Origin of the sequence: Escherichia sp. TC-EC600-tetX4, assembly GCF_019356055.1 — a bacterium.
Classification (GTDB): domain Bacteria; phylum Pseudomonadota; class Gammaproteobacteria; order Enterobacterales; family Enterobacteriaceae.
In genome coordinates this window covers 3,715,673-3,738,139 of the sequence record NZ_CP079924.1, presented here as the reverse complement: position 1 = coordinate 3,738,139, position 22,467 = coordinate 3,715,673, and the positions used below count along the sequence as shown (strand labels likewise).

Sequence of the window (22,467 nt, the reverse complement as noted above, 5' to 3'; positions counted from 1 at the left end):
CGTGGAGCAACACGCCAGCGTTATCCCATCCCACTCATCGCATCGCCTAAATGGAAAATTGGCAGATACATTGCCACCACCAGCGTACCAATAATTCCTCCCGTTATGATCAGCAACGCCGGTTCCAGTAAGGCTGCGAGGTTATCCGCCAGCGCCATTGTGTTTTCCCGATGATGATGGGCGAGGTTGTCTAACATGAGATCCAGAGAGCCGGATGCCTCTCCTGTTCTCACTAATTGCAAACAGAGCGGGCTAAACTCACCGGTATTTTTTAGCGCCAGCCAGATGGGTTGACCGTTACTGATATCGTGCTGGATTTGTGTCAGAAGTTGCACCCAGTACGGGCAGCGCATTGTTTCTCTGACGCTCTCTACGCCCTGTAAAAAAGTAATGCCTGCACTTTGTGTCAGCGCCAGAATCGTAAAGATCTGCGTGAGTTTTTGTCCCCGCATCAGTGAACCCATAATCGGGATGCGTAACAGCAATTTCTGCCGCACTATAAGCCAGGTCGGTCGGCGCATCAGCAACTTATTGGCTATCGCCAGCAGAAAGCCGAACAACACCAGCAGCCAGCTCCATTCGCCACTAAAGTCTGCCAGCGTCATGATCCCCTGCGTTAGTGCCGGTAGTGGGGTGTTGAAGGTCTTATAGATAGCGGCAAACTCCGGCAGAACAAAATGCAGCATTGCCACAACCACCATGATTGCCATCGCTAAAATGATGATGGGATAACGTAACGCTGATTTCACTTTGTCGGTCAACTGACGCTGGGCTTTTTGCTGACGCGCCAGTTCAAAGCAGCATTCATCCAGCTTACCGGTCAGTTCACCCGTGCGGATCATCGCCTGATAGAGCGGCGGAAATACCTCTGACCAGGGTAATAAGGCATTGGAAAAAGCAATGCCCTGTTCGAGATCGTGCGCCAGCGATTGCAGCAACGCTTGCCATTGCTTACTGGGATGCTGTTCCGCCAGCAGAGCCAGCCCTTCAGAAAGCGTTAACCCTGCTTTGAGTAGCGTCGCCAGTTGATGAATGACTTCCGCGCTTTTATCTCCTCGCCACTGCGCAGAATTGATGGCGATTCGCTTCAGGCTTAGTGGGGTAACCATCTGTTGCTGTAGTGCCATAAGCAGTAAAGTACGGCTCTCTGCCCATAGCATCCCATCTTGCGCATTGCCGTCGCCGGTTATGCCATGCCAGCGCCAGAGTTGCTTACTCGCCATGCGGCATCCCCAGTACGCGGATTAACTCTTCAAAGGTGGTTAAGCCTTGCTCTACGGCCAGGCAGCCGTTTTCAAAAAGCGTACGCATACCCGCCTGTCGTGCGTGCGTTTCCAGCGATTCAACGTCGGTATTAGCGGAAATAAGCTGACGAATGACCGGCGTTATGGGCAGAACTTCAAATAAGGCCGTACGACCATAAAAACCGTGGTAGCAATGTACACAACCGGGTGCCTGCCAGTGGGGCAGCGGCGATGGCCATACATTGTCTGGAATGTGGATGGGCTCCCCTTGCTGCCGGCGACAATGTGGGCAAAGTTTGCGTACCAGACGCTGGGCTATTACCAGCGTAAGCGCCGATGATAGCATCCAGCGGGCGACCCCCATTTGCTGTAAACGTACCAGCGTTTCGCAGGTGGAATTAGTGTGTAGGGTAGACAACACCAGGTGACCAGTTTGCGCCGCTTTAATAGCGATCTCTGCTGTTTCGCCATCGCGGATCTCTCCGATCATGATGACGTCAGGATCCTGGCGCAATAACGCACGCAAAACGCCCTGAAAGGTGAGTCCGGCACGCGGATGGATTTGCGTCTGGTTTAGTCCGGCTATGGGGATCTCAACTGGATCTTCGACGCTACAAATATTAATGTCAGCGGTATTCAGCTTTTGCAGGGCACTATAAAGCGTGACCGTTTTGCCGCTGCCGGTAGGGCCAGTTACCAGCACCAGTCCCTGTGGTTGTTGCAAGGCATGAGCAAAGTCCGCCAGTTGTAACGGCTGCATTCCAAGCGTGTTGACATCCAGTGCCTGACCCACCTGCTGTAACAACCTTAATACCACCTTTTCACCACCCCGACATGGTAAGGTCGCAATACGAAATGAGACGGCGTTTCCTGCCAGTTCGACAGTGAATTGCCCGTCCTGCGGCAGGCGATGTTCCGCAATATCCAGGTTTCCCAGCACTTTTAATCTGGCGGTTAATGCGACTCCGGCATCCGGTGAAACATCCGGTAAAGGATGCAATACGCCGTCGATACGCAAGCGGATGCGGTAGGCATTGTCCGCTGGTTCGATATGAATATCAGACGCGCGTTGTTCCAGCGCAGATTGTAACGTTCGAGTTAGCAACTCTGCTTTGGGCTGATGCTTCTCCTGAACAGCTACGGGCAATGTCTGTTGTGTGCGACTGGCGTGACCTTCCATTTGTTGGCGCGTCCAGCAGGTGATCTCAATACGTTTGGTGGTAGCGAAATGCAATGCGTCCAGTAGCTCATGCGAAGGTGCATCGACTACCGCAACATGAACCACCTCTTCGCTGGCATCCAGCAAGACTCCATGATAACGCAGACACAGGGCAGTGAGCTGTGGAATATTCATTGCCGCTCCTTAGTTGGCGTCATCAAAGCGGAAGACATCTTCGCAGGCTTGCTGCAATGCGCTGTCACTTTGAATATTGCAGTTGCGCGTCCAGCCGGTGACGCCGTTTGCGTTATCCCAACCCGGTGTCATGACGACGCTTAGCCCATTGAGACTTTCTTGCCCGGTCAGCGACACCACGCCCTTTGCCACACTCATGGCTGAAACATAGCGGGTGGTGGTAGGCGAGGGAATGCCATTGCTGCCACCGTCGCAGGTATCTAATCCACCATGTTCCAGCGCGCACAACTCTACGGCGGTACGGTAAGGCACAAAGGTTTGTAGCATGTCGGTGAGTGCGGCTTTGCGCAGGTAGTTTTGATAAGCGGGAATACCAATGGCGCTTAAAATGGCAATGATGCCAATAACCACCATCAGTTCGATAAGTGTAAAACCGCGTTGCTTGTCCATCTGTTTCGCTCCTTGATTTGGTTGGCGCTACTTTGGCAAACGCCATCAGCACAGGCGAGGGGCAAAAAACGAAACGGGAAAGCAGATTCCGAGGTTTTTTATTTCGTTGCAGCGAAAGACAAGAAATTTGCGAGGCGTTACGAAGAAAGTTGGGGAAGGGGAGATTATCCGCCCGCGATGGAGCGGATAAATCTGTCAACTATTAGCGAAAACGCATTGAAAGGTCGAGTGCTTGTACGTGTTTAGTTAGCGCACCGACGGAGATAAAGTCCACGCCCGTTTCGGCAAATTCACGCAGTGTTTTGTCAGTGACGTTGCCAGACACTTCCAGTAGCGCCTTGCCGTTGGTGCGTTTGACGGCTTCGCGCATCTGTTCTGTTTCGAAGTTATCCAGCATGATGATATCGGCTCCTGCTTTCAGGGCTTCATCAAGTTCTTCCAGATTCTCTACTTCGACTTCTACTGGCGCATCCGGGTGCAGCCAGGACGCTTTTTCGACCGCCTGGCGCACTGAGCCGGAGGCAATAATATGGTTTTCTTTGATCAGGAAGGCATCAGAAAGCCCCAGACGGTGATTCGCTCCGCCGCCGCAAAGTACCGCGTATTTCAGAGCTGAACGCAGGCCGGGTAAGGTTTTGCGCGTATCCAACAACTGCGTGTTGGTGCCTTCCAGCAATTCGACATAGTGGCGTACCTTACTGGCAACTCCTGAAAGGGTTTGCACAAAATTAAGCGCAGTGCGTTCGCCCGTTAACAGCACGCGGGATGGGCCTTCAAGTTCGAACAAGGATTGATTGGCATTGATGACATCGCCGTCATCCACATGCCAGATTATGGTGACATCGTCGCCTGCCAGTTGAATAAACACCTCTTCAACCCAGCGTTTGCCGCAAAAGACGCCATTCTCGCGGGTGATCACCGTGGCATGAGAGCGAGAATTTTCCGGTAAAAGTTTTGCCGTAATATCATTGTTGGCATCGACTGTTCCGCCTAAATCTTCCCGCAGCGCCTGGGCCACCGCGCCGGGGATATCGAGATTAATGCGTTCCAGCAGCTCGTCACGTCGGGTGTCAGGGTTATAGCGGCGAGGCGGCATGTTAAAACTCCAGATAGCTAACGAATCATAAGGTAGAAACATGCTACTCTGAACCGGGTATTAGCACCACATATAAGGAGATCCTGCATGTTGTTAGAACAGGGGTGGCTGGTTGGCGCGCGCCGCGTTCCCTCACCACATTACGATTGCCGCCCGGATGACGAAACACCCACCCTGCTGGTGGTGCACAATATTAGCCTGCCGCCAGGCGAGTTTGGCGGTCCGTGGATCGACGCATTATTCACTGGAACTATTGATCCGCAGGCACATCCTTTCTTTGCTGAGATCGCCCATTTGCGCGTCTCCGCTCACTGTTTGATTCGCCGTGATGGTGAAATAGTCCAGTATGTTCCTTTCGATAAACGTGCATGGCATGCGGGAGTCTCTCAGTATCAGGGGCGCGAACGCTGCAATGATTTTTCTATTGGGATTGAGCTTGAAGGCACCGATACGCTGGCGTATACCGATGCGCAGTATCAACAGCTTGCGGCGGTTACGCGGGCACTGATTGATTGCTATCCGGATATCGCTAAAAACATGACGGGCCATTGTGATATTGCGCCGGATCGGAAAACCGATCCCGGTCCTGCATTTGATTGGGCACGGTTTCGTGTGCTGGTCAGCAAGGAGACAACATGACGCTATTTACAACCTTACTGGTGTTAATTTTCGAGCGCCTGTTTAAGTTGGGCGAGCACTGGCAGCTTGATCATCGTCTTGAAGCGTTCTTTCGGCGGGTGAAACATTTTTCTCTCGGGCGCACGTTAGGCATGACCATTATTGCGATGGGCGTGACTTTTTTACTGTTACGCGCATTGCAGGGAGTATTGTTCAACGTTCCCACGCTACTGGTGTGGCTGCTGATTGGTTTGCTGTGTATTGGCGCAGGTAAAGTTCGTCTTCATTATCATGCTTATCTGACAGCTGCTTCACGTAATGATAGCCATGCCCGTGCCACGATGGCTGGCGAACTCACCATGATTCACGGCGTCCCGGCAGGCTGCGACGAACGTGAGTATTTGCGTGAGCTGCAAAATGCATTGCTGTGGATTAACTTTCGTTTTTATCTTGCACCGCTGTTCTGGCTGATTGTGGGGGGAACCTGGGGACCCGTTACGCTGATGGGGTATGCGTTTTTGCGTGCATGGCAATACTGGCTGGCGCGATATCAGACGCCGCATCATCGTTTACAGTCCGGCATTGATGCCGTGCTTCATGTACTGGATTGGGTGCCGGTTCGTCTTGCGGGTGTGGTATATGCCTTGATCGGTCATGGTGAGAAAGCGTTACCGGCCTGGTTTGCTTCGCTGGGTGATTTCCATACTTCGCAGTATCAGGTGTTAACGCGTCTGGCGCAGTTCTCTCTGGCGCGTGAACCGCATGTCGATAAGGTGGAGACGCCGAAGGCAGCGGTTTCAATGGCGAAGAAAACCTCGTTCGTGGTCGTGGTGGTGATTGCACTACTGACGATTTACGGGGCGTTGGTGTAAAGATTATTGCCCTCACCCTGTACGGGTGAGGGCGTAGAGAGATTAATGCGCTTTTACGGCTTTGGCGGTTTTCTCTTTAAACAGATAGCCGATACCTAACACGATCAGCCATACCGGGATCAGGTATACCGAAATCGCCATTCCTGGGGTCATCAGCATAATCACCAGTACCGCCGCCATAAACAGCAGGCAGATCCAGTTACCCAGCGGATAAAGCAGAGCAGGGAAGCGAGTTACCACGCCTTGTTCCTGCTTGGCGCGACGGAATTTCATATGCGCCAGGCTAATCATCGCCCAGTTGATTACCAGTGCAGATACCACCAGCGCCATTAACAGTCCGAAAGCGGACTCTGGGGCAAGGTAGTTAATCAGTACGCACAACGCCGTTACCAGTGCAGACACCAGAATGGTATTTACTGGTACACCACGTTTATCGACAGACGCCAGCGCTTTTGGCGCATTACCCTGTTGTGCCAGACCAAACAGCATACGGCTGTTGCAATATACGCAGCTGTTGTACACGGAGAGCGCCGCAGTCAGTACCACGATGTTCAGCGCATTCGCCACAAAGGTATCGCCTAACTCGTGGAAGATCAGCACAAACGGACTGGTATCGGCGGTAACGCGGGTCCACGGCATCAGTGAGAGCAGAACGGCTAACGAACCAATATAGAAAATCAGGATGCGGTAGATAACCTGGTTAGTTGCTTTCGGTATACTTTGCTCCGGGTTATCAGCTTCTGCTGCGGTGATCCCCACCAGTTCCAGACCACCGAACGAGAACATGATAATCGCCATCATCATCACCAGCCCGGTGAAGCCGTGCGGCAGGAAACCACCCTGATCCCACAGGTTGCTAACGGTCGCCTGCGGGCCGCCGTTGCCACTGAATAGCAGCCAGCCGCCGAAGATGATCATCGCTACCACCGCGATAACTTTGATAATGGCAAACCAGAACTCCATCTCGCCAAACACTTTAACGTTGGTCAGGTTGATGGCGTTAATCACCACAAAGAATACGGCGGCAGAAACCCAGGTGGGGATTTCCGGATACCAGAACTGAATGTATTTACCCACGGCAGTCAGCTCAGCCATGGCAACTAAAACGTACAGTACCCAGTAGTTCCAGCCAGAGGCGAAACCGGCAAAACTGCCCCAGTATTTATAAGCAAAGTGGCTAAAGGAGCCTGCGACAGGTTCTTCGACCACCATTTCACCCAGCTGACGCATGATCAGAAAGGCGATAAAACCAGCAATGGCGTAACCCAGGATAATCCCTGGCCCTGCGGACTGTATTACGGAGGCGCTACCCAGGAATAACCCGGTCCCTATCGCGCCACCCAGCGCGATAAGCTGAATATGGCGGTTTTTAAGGCCGCGCTTTAGCTGCTCGCCGTGCTGTTGACCTTCCATCATGAAACCTCGTGCGGTGGTTGTTTTTTTGATCTACGCAGTGATGCGTGTGTAAGTTTGCAATTCCGTTTGTTGTATTAATTTGTTTACATCAAAGAAGTTTGAATTGTTACAAAAAGACTTCCGTCAGATCAAGAATAATGGTATGCGGCAGCGAATGCACCCGCTTTATGCATGGTTGAAGATGAGTTGCTTAAAAAGAAACCGTTTGTAAAGCTCAGCCTCAACCCCTCTCAATATGTAGAATGAATTTAAATTCGTTTTAATTGAATTAAAAATCACAAAATTGGTAAGTGAATCGGTTCAATTCGGATTTTTATAGTTTAATAATCGTTAAAAAACTCCTTTCCTACGTAAAGTCTACATTTGTGCATAGTTACAACTTTGAAACGTTATATATGTCAAGTTGTTAAAATGTGCACAGTTTCATGATTTCAATCAAAACCTGTATGGACATAAGGTGAATACTTTGTTACTTTAGCGTCACAGACATGAAATTGGTAAGACCAATTGACTTCGGCAAGTGGCTTAAGACAGGAACTCATGGCCTACAGCAAAATCCGCCAACCAAAACTCTCCGATGTGATTGAGCAGCAACTGGAGTTTTTGATCCTCGAAGGCACTCTCCGCCCGGGCGAAAAACTCCCACCGGAACGCGAACTGGCAAAACAGTTTGACGTCTCCCGTCCCTCCTTGCGTGAGGCGATTCAACGTCTCGAAGCGAAGGGCTTGTTGCTTCGTCGCCAGGGTGGCGGCACTTTTGTCCAGAGCAGCCTATGGCAAAGCTTCAGCGATCCGCTGGTGGAGCTGCTCTCCGACCATCCTGAGTCACAGTATGACTTGCTCGAAACACGACACGCCCTGGAAGGTATCGCCGCTTATTACGCCGCGCTGCGTAGTACCGATGAAGACAAGGAACGCATCCGTGAACTCCACCACGCCATAGAGCTGGCGCAGCAGTCTGGCGATCTGGACGCGGAATCAAACGCCGTACTCCAGTATCAGATTGCCGTCACCGAAGCGGCCCACAATGTGGTTCTGCTTCATCTGCTAAGGTGTATGGAGCCGATGTTGGCCCAGAATGTCCGCCAGAACTTCGAATTGCTCTATTCGCGTCGCGAGATGCTGCCGCTGGTGAGTAGTCACCGCACCCGCATATTTGAAGCGATTATGGCCGGTAAGCCGGAAGAAGCGCGCGAAGCATCGCATCGCCATCTGGCCTTTATCGAAGAAATTTTGCTCGACAGAAGTCGTGAAGAGAGCCGCCGTGAGCGTTCTCTGCGTCGTCTGGAGCAACGAAAGAATTAGTGATTTTTCTGGTAAAAATTATCCAGAAGATGTTGTAAATCAAGCGCATATAAAAGCGCGGCAACTAAACGTAGAACCTGTCTTATTGAGCTTTCCGGCGAGAGTTCAATGGGACAGGTTCCAGAAAACTCAACGTTATTAGATAGATAAGGAATAACCCATGTCAGAACGTTTCCCAAATGACGTGGATCCGATCGAAACTCGCGACTGGCTCCAGGCGATCGAATCGGTCATCCGTGAAGAAGGTGTTGAGCGTGCTCAGTATCTGATCGACCAACTGCTTGCTGAAGCCCGCAAAGGCGGTGTAAACGTAGCCGCAGGCACAGGTATCAGCAACTACATCAACACCATCCCCGTTGAAGAACAACCGGAGTATCCGGGTAATCTGGAACTGGAACGCCGTATTCGTTCAGCTATCCGCTGGAACGCCATCATGACGGTGCTGCGTGCGTCGAAAAAAGACCTCGAACTGGGCGGCCATATGGCGTCCTTCCAGTCTTCCGCAACCATTTATGATGTGTGCTTTAACCACTTCTTCCGTGCACGCAACGAGCAGGATGGCGGCGACCTGGTTTACTTCCAGGGCCACATCTCCCCGGGCGTGTACGCTCGTGCTTTCCTGGAAGGTCGTCTGACTCAGGAGCAGCTGGATAACTTCCGTCAGGAAGTTCACGGCAATGGCCTCTCTTCCTATCCGCACCCGAAACTGATGCCGGAATTCTGGCAGTTCCCGACCGTATCTATGGGTCTGGGTCCGATTGGTGCTATTTACCAGGCTAAATTCCTGAAATATCTGGAACACCGTGGCCTGAAAGATACCTCTAAACAAACCGTTTACGCGTTCCTCGGTGACGGTGAAATGGACGAACCGGAATCCAAAGGTGCGATCACCATCGCTACCCGTGAAAAACTGGATAACCTGGTCTTCGTTATCAACTGTAACCTGCAGCGTCTTGACGGCCCGGTCACCGGTAACGGCAAGATCATCAACGAACTGGAAGGCATCTTCGAAGGTGCTGGCTGGAACGTGATCAAAGTGATGTGGGGTAGCCGTTGGGATGAACTGCTGCGTAAGGATACCAGCGGTAAACTGATCCAGCTGATGAACGAAACCGTTGACGGCGACTACCAGACCTTCAAATCGAAAGATGGTGCGTACGTTCGTGAACACTTCTTCGGTAAATATCCTGAAACCGCAGCACTGGTTGCAGACTGGACTGACGAGCAGATCTGGGCACTGAACCGTGGTGGTCACGATCCGAAGAAAATCTACGCTGCATTCAAGAAAGCGCAGGAAACCAAAGGCAAAGCGACAGTAATCCTTGCTCATACCATTAAAGGTTACGGCATGGGCGACGCGGCTGAAGGTAAAAACATCGCGCACCAGGTTAAGAAAATGAACATGGACGGTGTGCGTCATATCCGCGACCGTTTCAATGTGCCGGTGTCTGATGCAGATATCGAAAAACTGCCGTACATCACCTTCCCGGAAGGTTCTGAAGAGCATACCTATCTGCACGCTCAGCGTCAGAAACTGCACGGTTATCTGCCAAGCCGTCAGCCGAACTTCACCGAGAAGCTTGAGCTGCCGAGCCTGCAAGACTTCGGCGCGCTGTTGGAAGAGCAGAGCAAAGAGATCTCTCCCACTATCGCTTTCGTTCGTGCTCTGAACGTGATGCTGAAGAACAAGTCGATCAAAGATCGTCTGGTACCGATCATCGCCGACGAAGCGCGTACTTTCGGTATGGAAGGTCTGTTCCGTCAGATTGGTATTTACAGCCCGAACGGTCAGCAGTACACCCCGCAGGACCGCGAGCAGGTTGCTTACTATAAAGAAGACGAGAAAGGTCAGATTCTGCAGGAAGGGATCAACGAGCTGGGCGCAGGTTGTTCCTGGCTGGCAGCGGCGACCTCTTACAGCACCAACAATCTGCCGATGATCCCGTTCTACATCTATTACTCGATGTTCGGCTTCCAGCGTATTGGCGATCTGTGCTGGGCGGCTGGCGACCAGCAAGCGCGTGGCTTCCTGATCGGCGGTACTTCCGGTCGTACCACCCTGAACGGCGAAGGTCTGCAGCACGCAGATGGTCACAGCCACATTCAGTCGCTGACTATCCCGAACTGTATCTCTTACGACCCGGCTTACGCTTACGAAGTTGCTGTCATCATGCATGACGGTCTGGAGCGTATGTACGGTGAAAAACAAGAGAACGTTTACTACTACATCACTACGCTGAACGAAAACTACCACATGCCGGCAATGCCGGAAGGTGCTGAGGAAGGTATCCGTAAAGGTATCTACAAACTCGAAACTATTGAAGGTAGCAAAGGTAAAGTTCAGCTGCTCGGCTCCGGTTCTATCCTGCGTCACGTCCGTGAAGCAGCTGAGATCCTGGCGAAAGATTACGGCGTAGGTTCTGACGTTTATAGCGTGACCTCCTTCACCGAGCTGGCGCGTGATGGTCAGGATTGTGAACGCTGGAACATGCTGCACCCGCTGGAAACTCCGCGCGTTCCGTATATCGCTCAGGTGATGAACGACGCTCCGGCAGTGGCATCTACCGACTATATGAAACTGTTCGCTGAGCAGGTCCGTACTTACGTACCGGCTGACGACTACCGCGTACTGGGTACTGATGGCTTCGGTCGTTCCGACAGCCGTGAGAACCTGCGTCACCACTTCGAAGTTGATGCTTCTTATGTCGTGGTTGCGGCGCTGGGCGAACTGGCTAAACGTGGCGAAATCGATAAGAAAGTGGTTGCTGACGCAATCGCCAAATTCAACATCGATGCAGATAAAGTTAACCCGCGTCTGGCGTAAGAGGTAAAAGAATAATGGCTATCGAAATCAAAGTACCGGACATCGGGGCTGATGAAGTTGAAATCACCGAGATCCTGGTCAAAGTGGGCGACAAAGTTGAAGCCGAACAGTCGCTGATCACCGTAGAAGGCGACAAAGCCTCTATGGAAGTTCCGTCTCCGCAGGCGGGTATCGTTAAAGAGATCAAAGTCTCTGTTGGCGATAAAACCCAGACCGGCGCACTGATTATGATTTTCGATTCCGCCGACGGTGCAGCAGACGCTGCACCTGCTCAGGCAGAAGAGAAGAAAGAAGCAGCTCCGGCAGCAGCACCAGCGGCTGCGGCGGCAAAAGACGTTAACGTTCCGGATATCGGCAGCGACGAAGTTGAAGTGACCGAAATCCTGGTGAAAGTTGGCGATAAAGTTGAAGCTGAACAGTCGCTGATCACCGTAGAAGGCGACAAGGCTTCTATGGAAGTTCCGGCTCCGTTTGCTGGCACCGTGAAAGAGATCAAAGTGAACGTGGGTGACAAAGTGTCTACCGGCTCGCTGATTATGGTCTTCGAAGTCGCGGGTGAAGCAGGCGCGGCAGCTCCGGCCGCTAAACAGGAAGCAGCTCCGGCAGCGGCCCCTGCACCAGCGGCTGGCGTGAAAGAAGTTAACGTTCCGGATATCGGCGGTGACGAAGTTGAAGTGACTGAAGTGATGGTGAAAGTGGGCGACAAAGTTGCCGCTGAACAGTCACTGATCACCGTAGAAGGCGACAAAGCTTCTATGGAAGTTCCGGCGCCGTTTGCAGGCGTCGTGAAGGAACTGAAAGTCAACGTTGGCGATAAAGTGAAAACTGGCTCGCTGATTATGATCTTCGAAGTTGAAGGCGCAGCGCCTGCGGCAGCTCCTGCGAAACAGGAAGCGGCAGCGCCGGCACCGGCAGCAAAAGCTGAAGCCCCGGCAGCAGCACCAGCTGCGAAAGCGGAAGGCAAATCTGAATTTGCTGAAAACGACGCTTATGTTCACGCGACTCCGCTGATCCGCCGTCTGGCACGCGAGTTTGGTGTTAACCTTGCGAAAGTGAAGGGCACTGGCCGTAAAGGTCGTATCCTGCGCGAAGACGTTCAGGCTTACGTGAAAGAAGCTATCAAACGTGCAGAAGCAGCTCCGGCAGCGACTGGCGGTGGTATCCCTGGCATGCTGCCGTGGCCGAAGGTGGACTTCAGCAAGTTTGGTGAAATCGAAGAAGTGGAACTGGGCCGCATCCAGAAAATCTCTGGTGCGAACCTGAGCCGTAACTGGGTAATGATCCCGCATGTTACTCACTTCGACAAAACCGATATCACCGAGTTGGAAGCGTTCCGTAAACAGCAGAACGAAGAAGCGGCGAAACGTAAGCTGGATGTGAAGATCACCCCGGTTGTCTTCATCATGAAAGCCGTTGCTGCAGCTCTTGAGCAGATGCCTCGCTTCAATAGTTCGCTGTCGGAAGACGGTCAGCGTCTGACCCTGAAGAAATACATCAACATCGGTGTGGCGGTGGATACCCCGAACGGTCTGGTTGTTCCGGTATTCAAAGACGTCAACAAGAAAGGCATCATCGAGCTGTCTCGCGAGCTGATGACTATTTCTAAGAAAGCGCGTGACGGTAAGCTGACTGCGGGCGAAATGCAGGGCGGTTGCTTCACCATCTCCAGCATCGGCGGCCTGGGTACTACCCACTTCGCGCCGATTGTGAACGCGCCGGAAGTGGCTATCCTCGGCGTTTCCAAGTCCGCGATGGAGCCGGTGTGGAATGGTAAAGAGTTCGTGCCGCGTCTGATGCTGCCGATTTCTCTCTCCTTCGACCACCGCGTGATCGACGGTGCTGATGGTGCCCGTTTCATTACCATCATTAACAACACGCTGTCTGACATTCGCCGTCTGGTGATGTAAGTAAAAGAGCCGGCCCAACGGCCGGCTTTTTTCTGGTAATCTCATGAATGTATTGAGGTTATTAGCGAATAGACAAATCGGTTGCCGTTTGTTGTTTAAAAATTGTTAACAATTTTGTAAAATACCGACGGATAGAACGACCCGGTGGTGGTTAGGGTATTACTTCACATACCCTATGGATTTCTGGGTGCAGCAAGGTAGCAAGCGCCAGAATCCCCAGGAGCTTACATAAGTAAGTGACTGGGGTGAGGGCGTGAAGCTAACGCCGCTGCGGCCTGAAAGACGACGGGTATGACCGCCGGAGATAAATATATAGAGGTCATGATGAGTACTGAAATCAAAACTCAGGTCGTGGTACTTGGGGCAGGCCCCGCAGGTTACTCCGCTGCCTTCCGTTGCGCTGATTTAGGTCTGGAAACCGTAATCGTAGAACGTTACAACACCCTTGGCGGTGTTTGCCTGAACGTCGGCTGTATCCCTTCTAAAGCACTGCTGCACGTAGCAAAAGTTATCGAAGAAGCCAAAGCGCTGGCTGAACACGGTATCGTCTTCGGCGAACCGAAAACCGATATCGACAAGATTCGTACCTGGAAAGAGAAAGTGATCAATCAGCTGACCGGTGGTCTGGCTGGTATGGCGAAAGGCCGCAAAGTCAAAGTGGTCAACGGTCTGGGTAAATTCACCGGGGCTAACACCCTGGAAGTTGAAGGTGAGAACGGCAAAACCGTGATCAACTTCGACAACGCGATCATTGCAGCGGGTTCTCGCCCGATCCAACTGCCGTTTATTCCGCATGAAGATCCGCGTATCTGGGACTCCACTGACGCGCTGGAACTGAAAGAAGTACCAGAACGCCTGCTGGTAATGGGTGGCGGTATCATCGGTCTGGAAATGGGCACCGTTTACCACGCGCTGGGTTCACAGATTGACGTGGTTGAAATGTTCGACCAGGTTATCCCGGCAGCTGACAAAGACATCGTTAAAGTCTTCACCAAGCGTATCAGCAAGAAATTCAACCTGATGCTGGAAACCAAAGTTACCGCCGTTGAAGCGAAAGAAGACGGCATTTATGTGACGATGGAAGGCAAAAAAGCACCCGCTGAACCGCAGCGTTACGACGCCGTGCTGGTAGCGATTGGTCGTGTGCCGAACGGTAAAAACCTCGACGCAGGCAAAGCAGGCGTGGAAGTTGACGACCGTGGTTTCATCCGCGTTGACAAACAGCTGCGTACCAACGTACCGCACATCTTTGCTATCGGCGATATCGTCGGTCAACCGATGCTGGCACACAAAGGTGTTCACGAAGGTCACGTTGCCGCTGAAGTTATCGCCGGTAAGAAACACTACTTCGATCCGAAAGTTATCCCGTCCATCGCCTATACCGAACCAGAAGTTGCATGGGTGGGTCTGACTGAGAAAGAAGCGAAAGAGAAAGGCATCAGCTATGAAACCGCCACCTTCCCGTGGGCTGCTTCTGGTCGTGCTATCGCTTCCGACTGCGCAGACGGTATGACCAAGCTGATTTTCGACAAAGAATCTCACCGTGTGATCGGTGGTGCGATTGTCGGTACTAACGGCGGCGAGCTGCTGGGTGAAATCGGCCTGGCAATCGAAATGGGTTGTGATGCTGAAGACATCGCACTGACCATCCACGCGCACCCGACTCTGCACGAGTCTGTGGGCCTGGCGGCAGAAGTGTTCGAAGGTAGCATTACCGACCTGCCGAACCCGAAAGCGAAGAAGAAGTAATTTTTCGTTTGCCGGAACATCCGGCAATTAAAAAAGCGGCTAACCACGCCGCTTTTTTTACGTCTGCAATTTACCTTTCCAGTCTTCTTGCTCCACGTTCAGAGAGACGTTCGCATACTGCTGACCGTTGCTCGTTATTCAGCCTGACAGTATGGTTACTGTCGTTTAGACGTTGTGGGCGGCTCTCCTGAACTTTCTCCCGAAAAACCTGACGTTGTTCAGGTGATGCCGATTGAACACGCTGGCGGGCGTTATCACGTTGCTGTTGATTCAGTGGGCGCTGCTGTACTTTTTCCTTAAACACCTGGCGCTGCTCTGGTGATGCGGACTGAATACGCTCACGCGCTGCGTCTCTTCGCTGCTGGTTCTGCGGGTTAGTCTGCATTTTCTCGCGAACCGCCTGGCGCTGCTCAGGCGAGGCGGACTGAATGCGCTCACGCGCTGCCTCTCTTCGCTGCTGGATCTTCGGGTTAGTCTGCATTCTCTCGCGAACTGCCTGGCGCTGCTCAGGCGAGGCGGACTGATAACGCTGACGAGCGGCGTCCTTTTGTTGCTGGGTCAGTGGTTGGCGACGGCTGAAGTCGTGGAAGTCGTCATAGCTCCCATAGTGTTCAGCTTCATTAAACCGCTGTGCCGCTGCCTGACGTTGGGTATCTCGTGTAATGACTGGTGCGGCGTGTGTTCGTTGCTGAAACTGATTTGCTGCCGCCTGACGCTGGCTGTCGCGCGTTGGGGCAGGTAATTGCGTGGCGCTCATTCCGCCGTTGACATCGGTTTGATGAAACCGCTTTGCCATATCCTGATCATGATAGGGCACACCATTACGGTAGTTTGGATTGTGCCGCCATGCCATATTCTTATCAGTAAGATGCTCACCGGTGATACGGTTGAAATTGTTGACGTCGATATTGATGTTGTCGCCGTTGTGTTGCCAGCCATTACCGTCACGATGACCGCCATCGTGGTGATGATAATCATCATTGTCATGATGATGATGGTCATGATCGTCGTCGTCCCAGTCGATGCTGCTGAATAGTGCGTACGTGGTAGCAACGCCCATGCTATAGCCGAATCCGCGTACAAAGCTGTCAACAAACGGTTCTCCGGCTGGTGGTGGCAGATAAACCGGCGGATACGCAGTATTGGCCCAGTTCCCGTAAACCACGGTTGGGTTGTAGTTGGGAATATAGACCACATCAGGATTGGCGGGCTCAATGGAAATGACGGTTGTTGCCGGCTCTGTAATGACGGGGTTGGCAGTTAAAACTGTATTGGATGGTATGACGGGTGCCGTGACTGTCTGTTTTACCGGTACAGCTTTCTTCGTTGTGGTAATAACTTTCTGTTCGGTTGATGACTTCAGCGAGCCGGTTTGTTGCGCCAGTTGCCGCAATCGCTGTACCGAGTCCATCACGTCCTGCGGCTGGGCCAGAAAAGCATCGCCCAGGTTTTGCACCCATTGCGGGTTTTCGCCCATCAATGCCATCAATTGTGGAAAGGCCACCAGTGATTTAACGCTGGCGTCCCACGGCTGGTCAGATACCGCCTGAATAGCAGCATCGCCTTGTTTAAGTGGATTATCGTGCGACCATTGCACTGCTTGAGCAACGTTTGTCGGATAGGTTGATGCCATCAGCACCTGCGAAAGTAGGGCGTCGGGATACAGCGCGACGGGCGCGACCCATTGATCTATTTGTGCAGTGCTGAATGCGGATTTGACGACGGCGGGTGTTACGGGAGGTGCGGAAACCGTTGCAGGAAACGTAACCGCGGCAGCGTCAGACACAGCCAGTTGTGTCGATTGCGGTTCCACAGGCGCTTCCACTGTGCGGCTTTTTATATATAGCCCGGTAGAGGCGGCACAAAGCCCGGCACTGCAAATTAGCGCCAGCACATGGGGTTTAAACGGCAAAGTCATTTTCATAATTCGGATCTCAAGGAAATCGCAATGGTCGGCGAACTGCCACCCGCAGGTGCTGTGAATCCGAGTATAAAGAGGCGGTAGTTTAAATTTTGACTAATCTTGGGATTCGTTGAGAAAGGTGATTATCACCATGCGAATTAACGAAGTTTTTACGGAGGGAAACAATCTCTAGACCATCCTTAACGATTCAGCCACTTTTTTATGTTGCTTTTTTGTAAACAGATTAACACCTCGTCAAAATCCTGCTATTCTGCCCGTTGCGGTACTGGGCATTTACCCTACAAACTGCTGTCTCACAGGAGCGTGAAGAGAATCGCCTGCCGCACTATGACAATGAGAGCGAGGAGAACCGTCGTGCTAGAAGAATACCGTAAGCACGTAGCTGAGCGTGCCGCTGAGGGGATTGCGCCCAAACCCCTGGATGCAAACCAAATGGCCGCACTTGTAGAGCTGCTGAAAAACCCGCCCGCGGGCGAAGAAGAATTCCTGTTAGATCTGTTAACCAACCGTGTTCCCCCAGGCGTCGATGAAGCCGCCTATGTCAAAGCAGGCTTCCTGGCTGCTATCGCGAAAGGCGAAGCCAAATCCCCTCTGCTGACTCCGGAAAAAGCCATCGAACTGCTGGGCACCATGCAGGGTGGTTACAACATTCATCCGCTGATCGACGCGCTGGATGATGCCAAACTGGCACCTATTGCTGCCAAAGCACTTTCTCACACGCTGCTGATGTTCGATAACTTCTATGACGTAGAAGAGAAAGCGAAAGCAGGCAACGAATATGCGAAGCAGGTTATGCAGTCCTGGGCGGATGCCGAATGGTTCCTGAATCGCCCGGCGCTGGCTGAAAAACTGACCGTTACTGTCTTCAAAGTCACTGGCGAAACTAACACCGATGACCTTTCTCCGGCACCGGATGCGTGGTCACGCCCGGATATCCCACTGCACGCGCTGGCGATGCTGAAAAACGCCCGTGAAGGTATTGAGCCAGACCAGCCTGGTGTTGTTGGTCCGATCAAGCAAATCGAAGCTCTGCAACAGAAAGGTTTCCCGCTGGCGTACGTCGGTGACGTTGTGGGTACGGGTTCTTCGCGTAAATCCGCCACTAACTCCGTTCTGTGGTTTATGGGCGATGATATTCCACATGTGCCGAACAAACGCGGCGGTGGTTTGTGCCTCGGCGGTAAAATTGCACCCATCTTCTTTAACACGATGGAAGACGCGGGTGCACTGCCAATCGAAGTCGACGTCTCTAACCTGAACATGGGCGACGTGATTGACGTTTACCCGTACAAAGGTGAAGTGCGTAACCACGAAACCGGCGAACTGCTGGCGACCTTCGAACTGAAAACCGACGTGCTGATTGATGAAGTGCGTGCTGGTGGCCGTATTCCGCTGATTATCGGGCGTGGCCTGACCACCAAAGCGCGTGAAGCACTTGGTCTGCCGCACAGTGATGTGTTCCGTCAGGCGAAAGATGTCGCTGAGAGCGATCGCGGCTTCTCGCTGGCGCAAAAAATGGTAGGCCGTGCCTGTGGCGTGAAAGGCATTCGTCCGGGCGCGTACTGTGAACCGAAAATGACTTCTGTAGGTTCCCAGGACACCACCGGCCCGATGACCCGTGATGAACTGAAAGACCTGGCGTGCCTGGGCTTCTCGGCTGACCTGGTGATGCAGTCTTTCTGCCACACCGCGGCGTATCCGAAGCCAGTTGACGTGAACACGCACCACACGCTGCCGGACTTCATTATGAACCGTGGCGGTGTGTCGCTGCGTCCGGGTGACGGCGTCATTCACTCCTGGCTGAACCGTATGCTGCTGCCGGATACCGTCGGTACCGGTGGTGACTCCCATACCCGTTTCCCGATCGGTATCTCTTTCCCGGCGGGTTCTGGTCTGGTGGCGTTTGCTGCCGCAACTGGCGTAATGCCGCTTGATATGCCGGAATCCGTTCTGGTGCGCTTCAAAGGCAAAATGCAGCCGGGCATCACCCTGCGCGATCTGGTACACGCTATTCCGCTGTATGCGATCAAACAAGGTCTGCTGACCGTTGAGAAGAAAGGCAAGAAAAACATCTTCTCTGGCCGCATCCTGGAAATTGAAGGTCTGCCGGATCTGAAAGTTGAGCAGGCCTTTGAGCTAACCGATGCGTCCGCCGAGCGTTCTGCCGCTGGTTGTACCATCAAGCTGAACAAAGAACCGATCATCGAATACCTGAACTCTAACATCGTCCTGCTGAAGTGGATGATCGCGGAAGGTTACGGCGATCGTCGTACCCTGGAACGTCGTATTCAGGGCATGGAAAAATGGCTGGCGAATCCTGAGCTGCTGGAAGCCGATGCAGATGCGGAATACGCGGCAGTGATCGACATCGATCTGGCGGATATTAAAGAGCCAATCCTGTGTGCTCCGAACGACCCGGATGACGCGCGTCCGCTGTCTGCGGTACAGGGTGAGAAGATCGACGAAGTGTTTATCGGTTCCTGCATGACCAACATCGGTCACTTCCGTGCTGCGGGTAAACTGCTGGATGCGCATAAAGGTCAGTTGCCGACCCGCCTGTGGGTGGCACCGCCAACCCGTATGGACGCCGCACAGTTGACCGAAGAAGGCTACTACAGCGTCTTCGGTAAGAGTGGTGCGCGTATCGAGATCCCTGGCTGTTCCCTGTGTATGGGTAACCAGGCGCGTGTGGCGGACGGTGCAACGGTGGTTTCCACCTCTACCCGTAACTTCCCGAACCGTCTGGGTACTGGCGCGAATGTCTTCCTGGCTTCTGCGGAACTGGCGGCTGTTGCGGCGCTGATTGGCAAACTGCCGACGCCGGAAGAGTACCAGACCTACGTGGCGCAGGTAGATAAAACAGCCGTTGATACTTACCGTTATCTGAACTTCAACCAGCTTTCTCAGTACACCGAGAAAGCCGATGGGGTGATTTTCCAGACTGCGGTTTAAAAAGTCAGCGCACGCGCTGCGCATAAACGACACAATGCCCGGTGAATGAGATTCCCGGGCATTTTTTTATTTCTAAACCATCGCCGTTCCGCTGTTTTTCTCCGGTAAGGCTGCGATAATTACATCAATGGCGCAATGCGATTTCGGTGCATTGCCGGGAGCAGAGGAACACACTATGGATTACGAATTTCTGCGCGATATTACCGGAGTGGTAAAGGTGCGTATGTCCATGGGGCATGAAGTGGTCGGGCACTGGTTTAATGAAGAGGTGAAAGAAAACCTGGCCTTGCTTGATGAAGTGGAACAAGCAGCGCACGCACTGAAAGGTAGCGAACGGTCCTGGCAACGGGCAGGGCATGAATACACCCTGTGGATGGACGGTGAAGAGGTGATGGTTCGCGCCAATCAACTGGAATTCGCTGGCGATGAAATGGAAGAGGGGATGAACTACTACGACGAAGAAAGCCTGTCGCTATGCGGCGTTGAGGATTTTCTGCAGGTCGTGGCGGCTTACCGCAATTTCGTGCAGCAGAAGTAAATAAATCTGGCGGAGCCTGGGAGCTCCGCCAGAGCCGTTAAACAGCTGGCATATTGCGCCCGTAATAAATCTCGCGCATTTCTTTCCACAGCGCAGCGGTAATTTCCTGGCGCTCGCTGTCGGTTAAGTCTTCCGGTTTGGTGTGGAACATGTAGTGCTTAAGGTCGAACTCTTTAAGCAACATCTTGGTATGGAAGATATTTTCCTGATAGACGTTCACATCCACCATGTCATACAGCGCCTTCATATCGTCAGACATAAAGTTCTGAATCGAATTAATCTCATGGTCGATAAAGTGCTTCATACCGTTAATGTCGCGGGTAAAACCGCGCACGCGATAATCAATGGTTACGATATCGGACTCAAGCTGGTGGATCAGGTAATTCAGCGCCTTCAGCGGAGAAATCACGCCGCAGGTAGAGACTTCAATATCGGCGCGGAAGGTACATAAACCGCCTTCAGGATGACTTTCCGGGTAGGTATGTACGCAAATATGACTTTTATCAAGATGGGCAACGACCGTTTCTGGCAGTGGGCCGGGGTGTTCTGTTTTGTCGATGAGTTTCGGGTCAACCGGTTCTTCACTCACCAGAATAGTGACGCTGGCACCCTGTGGTTCGTAATCCTGGCGGGCGATGTTAAGAATATTAGCCCCGATAATGGAACAGGTTTCTGACAGGATTTCGGTCAGACGGTTGGCATTATAGAGTTCATCGATATAAGCAATATAACCGTCGCGCTCTTCGGCAGTTTTGGCGTAGCAGATATCGTAAATACAAAAACTCAGACTTTTGGTCAGATTATTAAAGCCATGCAGTTTCAGTTTTTTCAATTTCTTATCTTCTCCTTAGGACGGCTGTGAAGCCAGTGCGTCTTGCAGATACTGAGGTAAGGCAAAAGCTGCCGTATGGATTGCCGGATTGTAATAACGGCATTTCAGGCCAGAGGCGAGAAAACGCGCCTGAATAATTTCGGTTGAGAGATGGCGTAAGGCGTCGTTATCTGTCGCCCATGCAAAAGTCATGATACCGCCGTAATAGGTCGGGATCGCCGCCTGATAAAAGCCAACGTCGCTGAAGTAATGGCTGAGTTTGCGATGGCTGTCGATGGCTTCTTCCTGCTGTAAAAAGCAGACGCCGTTTTGTGCGACGAAGATACCGCCAGGATTCAGGCAACGTTTGCAGCCTTCATAAAATGCCGAAGTGAAAAGGCTTTCGCCGGGACCGATAGGATCGGTGCAGTCGGAGATAATGACATCAAAGGTCTGGCTGGTTTGATTAACGAAATTGACGCCATCGTCGATCACCAGCTTAAAGCGCGGATCGTCGTAGCTACCGGCGTTATGGTTGGGTAGATACTGACGGCAGAACGATACGACACCCGCATCGATTTCCACCATCGTGATTGACTCAACGTTTTTATGTCGGGTTACTTCACGCAGCATGGCACCGTCGCCGCCGCCGATAATCAGCACATGTTTCGCGTGACCATGGGCCAGTAGCGGAACATGGGTCATCATCTCATGATAGATAAACTCGTCGCGCTCGGTGGTTTGTACTACGCCATCCAGCGCCATTACGCGACCAAATGCAGCGTTCTCAAAAATGATCAGATCCTGGTGATCGGTCTTTTCATGATACAGAACGTTATCTACCGCAAAGTACTGCCCAAACTGGTCGTGTAGCGTTTCATGCCACTGTTTTTTTTCGGCCATGGGTTGATACCTCCTTTGTTAACACCCGTAAAAAAAGGGCGCAACATAATAGCTAACATTGACCGCGGATGCACGGTCAATATTTCTACAAAAAGGTATCAGGGATTATTTGACGTAGGCAAGCAGGCTTAAGGAATCGCGGGCCAGGGCTTTGCATTTTTTAGCGACGGGAATGCCAATGCCGCTGAGATCGCGGTAGCTGTCTTCACCGAGGGCTTTCATGTCGAAGGTGTCGTAATTACTGAGGTCCCACTGGTTTTGCTGAGCGAAAAAGACCAGTGCGCGACGAATTTGCCCGTTAGGTAAGTTCTGGTAACCACAATCGTTCTTCAGAAAGACAAAAACTGCCGTTAAATCGGCCATATCTTCGGCTTCAGACTCGCTGAGCGCGTAACTGTTTGCGCAGACGGCCATCAGGCTGCCGAATAACACTGTTCTGAAAAACGTCTTCATTGCTTCTACCAGGGGCTTAAAGAAGATAAACGTTAGCACACTGCGAGCGAG

17 protein-coding genes are annotated in these 22,467 nt (G+C 52.3%); 8 read left to right on the top strand and 9 right to left on the bottom strand.

Going from position 1 to position 22,467, the window contains the following annotated elements:
* Positions 1-20: 20 nt before the first annotated feature.
* The 4 genes from hofC to nadC all read right to left on the bottom strand — a co-directional run bounded on the left by hofC (position 21) and on the right by nadC (position 4,144).
* A complete protein-coding gene (gene hofC / locus KXD89_RS18165) occupies positions 21-1,223 on the bottom strand; it encodes a protein transport protein HofC (protein WP_000157266.1) in 1,203 nt (400 codons plus the stop codon).
* A complete protein-coding gene (gspE, locus tag KXD89_RS18160) occupies positions 1,213-2,598 on the bottom strand; it encodes a type II secretion system protein GspE (RefSeq protein ID WP_001025145.1) in 1,386 nt (461 codons plus the stop codon). Before gspE ends, hofC begins: the two co-directional genes overlap by 11 nt.
* 9 nt (positions 2,599-2,607) lie before the next feature.
* Positions 2,608-3,048, bottom strand: a complete 441-nt coding sequence (gene ppdD, locus KXD89_RS18155; protein ID WP_000360904.1) for a prepilin peptidase-dependent pilin — start codon at positions 3,046-3,048, stop codon at positions 2,608-2,610.
* Positions 3,049-3,250: 202 nt separating this feature from the next.
* Positions 3,251-4,144: a carboxylating nicotinate-nucleotide diphosphorylase gene (gene nadC, locus KXD89_RS18150; RefSeq protein ID WP_001135174.1), complete on the bottom strand. Its 894-nt coding sequence runs from the start codon at positions 4,142-4,144 to the stop codon at positions 3,251-3,253.
* 87 nt (positions 4,145-4,231) lie between these two features.
* Here nadC and ampD point away from each other — a divergent pair, with 87 nt between their 5' ends.
* Together ampD and ampE are read left to right on the top strand one after the other, a co-directional pair.
* Positions 4,232-4,783, top strand: coding sequence for a 1,6-anhydro-N-acetylmuramyl-L-alanine amidase AmpD (ampD, locus tag KXD89_RS18145; protein ID WP_000923721.1), 552 nt, complete (start codon positions 4,232-4,234; stop codon positions 4,781-4,783).
* Positions 4,780-5,634, top strand: coding sequence for a beta-lactamase regulator AmpE (gene ampE, locus KXD89_RS18140; RefSeq protein ID WP_000172005.1), 855 nt, complete (start codon positions 4,780-4,782; stop codon positions 5,632-5,634). The genes ampD and ampE overlap by 4 nt, the downstream gene beginning before the upstream one ends.
* Positions 5,635-5,676: 42 nt before the next feature.
* Here the strand turns inward: ampE and aroP are convergent, their stop codons facing one another.
* A complete protein-coding gene (gene aroP / locus KXD89_RS18135; RefSeq protein ID WP_000969915.1) occupies positions 5,677-7,050 on the bottom strand; it encodes an aromatic amino acid transporter AroP in 1,374 nt (457 codons plus the stop codon).
* Positions 7,051-7,590: 540 nt separating this feature from the next.
* Here aroP and pdhR point away from each other — a divergent pair.
* The 4 genes from pdhR to lpdA all read left to right on the top strand — a co-directional run bounded on the left by pdhR (position 7,591) and on the right by lpdA (position 14,835).
* The gene (gene pdhR, locus KXD89_RS18130) at positions 7,591-8,355 is read left to right on the top strand and encodes a pyruvate dehydrogenase complex transcriptional repressor PdhR (protein ID WP_000331776.1); all 765 of its coding nucleotides are present in this window, start codon (positions 7,591-7,593) and stop codon (positions 8,353-8,355) included.
* Between the two features lie 160 nt (positions 8,356-8,515).
* Positions 8,516-11,179, top strand: a complete 2,664-nt coding sequence (gene aceE / locus KXD89_RS18125; RefSeq protein WP_072647335.1) for a pyruvate dehydrogenase (acetyl-transferring), homodimeric type — start codon at positions 8,516-8,518, stop codon at positions 11,177-11,179.
* 14 nt (positions 11,180-11,193) lie between these two features.
* Complete coding sequence (gene aceF, locus KXD89_RS18120) at positions 11,194-13,086, top strand: pyruvate dehydrogenase complex dihydrolipoyllysine-residue acetyltransferase (protein WP_000963518.1); 1,893 nt, start codon at positions 11,194-11,196, stop codon at positions 13,084-13,086.
* Positions 13,087-13,410: 324 nt separating this feature from the next.
* The gene (gene lpdA / locus KXD89_RS18115) at positions 13,411-14,835 is read left to right on the top strand and encodes a dihydrolipoyl dehydrogenase (protein WP_000102485.1); all 1,425 of its coding nucleotides are present in this window, start codon (positions 13,411-13,413) and stop codon (positions 14,833-14,835) included.
* A 70-nt stretch (positions 14,836-14,905) separates the two neighbouring features.
* On the opposite strand, the gene KXD89_RS18110 is transcribed toward lpdA, so the two are convergent.
* On the bottom strand, positions 14,906-16,759 hold the full coding sequence (locus tag KXD89_RS18110; RefSeq protein WP_000784470.1) for a DUF3300 domain-containing protein: 1,854 nt from the start codon (positions 16,757-16,759) through the stop codon (positions 14,906-14,908).
* Between the two features lie 354 nt (positions 16,760-17,113).
* Between KXD89_RS18110 and acnB the strand changes: the two genes are divergently transcribed.
* Together acnB and yacL are read left to right on the top strand one after the other, a co-directional pair.
* Positions 17,114-19,711: a bifunctional aconitate hydratase 2/2-methylisocitrate dehydratase gene (gene acnB, locus KXD89_RS18105; RefSeq protein WP_001307570.1), complete on the top strand. Its 2,598-nt coding sequence runs from the start codon at positions 17,114-17,116 to the stop codon at positions 19,709-19,711.
* Positions 19,712-19,886: 175 nt separating this feature from the next.
* The gene (gene yacL, locus KXD89_RS18100) at positions 19,887-20,249 is read left to right on the top strand and encodes a protein YacL (protein WP_000384306.1); all 363 of its coding nucleotides are present in this window, start codon (positions 19,887-19,889) and stop codon (positions 20,247-20,249) included.
* A gap of 37 nt (positions 20,250-20,286) precedes the next feature.
* Here the strand turns inward: yacL and speD are convergent, their stop codons facing one another.
* From speD to KXD89_RS18085, 3 genes are all read right to left on the bottom strand, one after another.
* On the bottom strand, positions 20,287-21,081 hold the full coding sequence (speD, locus tag KXD89_RS18095; RefSeq protein WP_000734287.1) for an adenosylmethionine decarboxylase: 795 nt from the start codon (positions 21,079-21,081) through the stop codon (positions 20,287-20,289).
* A gap of 15 nt (positions 21,082-21,096) precedes the next feature.
* The gene (gene speE, locus KXD89_RS18090) at positions 21,097-21,963 is read right to left on the bottom strand and encodes a polyamine aminopropyltransferase (RefSeq protein ID WP_000818411.1); all 867 of its coding nucleotides are present in this window, start codon (positions 21,961-21,963) and stop codon (positions 21,097-21,099) included.
* 105 nt (positions 21,964-22,068) lie between these two features.
* The gene (locus KXD89_RS18085; RefSeq protein ID WP_001295568.1) at positions 22,069-22,416 is read right to left on the bottom strand and encodes a YacC family pilotin-like protein; all 348 of its coding nucleotides are present in this window, start codon (positions 22,414-22,416) and stop codon (positions 22,069-22,071) included.
* Positions 22,417-22,467 lie beyond the last annotated feature (51 nt).

What these genes read in the sequence shown, in the direction of transcription:
- hofC (WP_000157266.1), bottom strand. Translation starts at nt 1,223, where the DNA reads ATGGCGAGTAAGCAACTCTGGCGCTGGCATGGCATAACCGGCGACGGC.
- gspE (WP_001025145.1), bottom strand. Translation starts at nt 2,598, where the DNA reads ATGAATATTCCACAGCTCACTGCCCTGTGTCTGCGTTATCATGGAGTC.
- ppdD (WP_000360904.1), bottom strand. Translation starts at nt 3,048, where the DNA reads ATGGACAAGCAACGCGGTTTTACACTTATCGAACTGATGGTGGTTATT.
- nadC (WP_001135174.1), bottom strand. Translation starts at nt 4,144, where the DNA reads ATGCCGCCTCGCCGCTATAACCCTGACACCCGACGTGACGAGCTGCTG.
- ampD (WP_000923721.1), top strand. Translation starts at nt 4,232, where the DNA reads ATGTTGTTAGAACAGGGGTGGCTGGTTGGCGCGCGCCGCGTTCCCTCA.
- ampE (WP_000172005.1), top strand. Translation starts at nt 4,780, where the DNA reads ATGACGCTATTTACAACCTTACTGGTGTTAATTTTCGAGCGCCTGTTT.
- aroP (WP_000969915.1), bottom strand. Translation starts at nt 7,050, where the DNA reads ATGATGGAAGGTCAACAGCACGGCGAGCAGCTAAAGCGCGGCCTTAAA.
- pdhR (WP_000331776.1), top strand. Translation starts at nt 7,591, where the DNA reads ATGGCCTACAGCAAAATCCGCCAACCAAAACTCTCCGATGTGATTGAG.
- aceE (WP_072647335.1), top strand. Translation starts at nt 8,516, where the DNA reads ATGTCAGAACGTTTCCCAAATGACGTGGATCCGATCGAAACTCGCGAC.
- aceF (WP_000963518.1), top strand. Translation starts at nt 11,194, where the DNA reads ATGGCTATCGAAATCAAAGTACCGGACATCGGGGCTGATGAAGTTGAA.
- lpdA (WP_000102485.1), top strand. Translation starts at nt 13,411, where the DNA reads ATGAGTACTGAAATCAAAACTCAGGTCGTGGTACTTGGGGCAGGCCCC.
- KXD89_RS18110 (WP_000784470.1), bottom strand. Translation starts at nt 16,759, where the DNA reads ATGAAAATGACTTTGCCGTTTAAACCCCATGTGCTGGCGCTAATTTGC.
- yacL (WP_000384306.1), top strand. Translation starts at nt 19,887, where the DNA reads ATGGATTACGAATTTCTGCGCGATATTACCGGAGTGGTAAAGGTGCGT.
- speE (WP_000818411.1), bottom strand. Translation starts at nt 21,963, where the DNA reads ATGGCCGAAAAAAAACAGTGGCATGAAACGCTACACGACCAGTTTGGG.
- KXD89_RS18085 (WP_001295568.1), bottom strand. Translation starts at nt 22,416, where the DNA reads ATGAAGACGTTTTTCAGAACAGTGTTATTCGGCAGCCTGATGGCCGTC.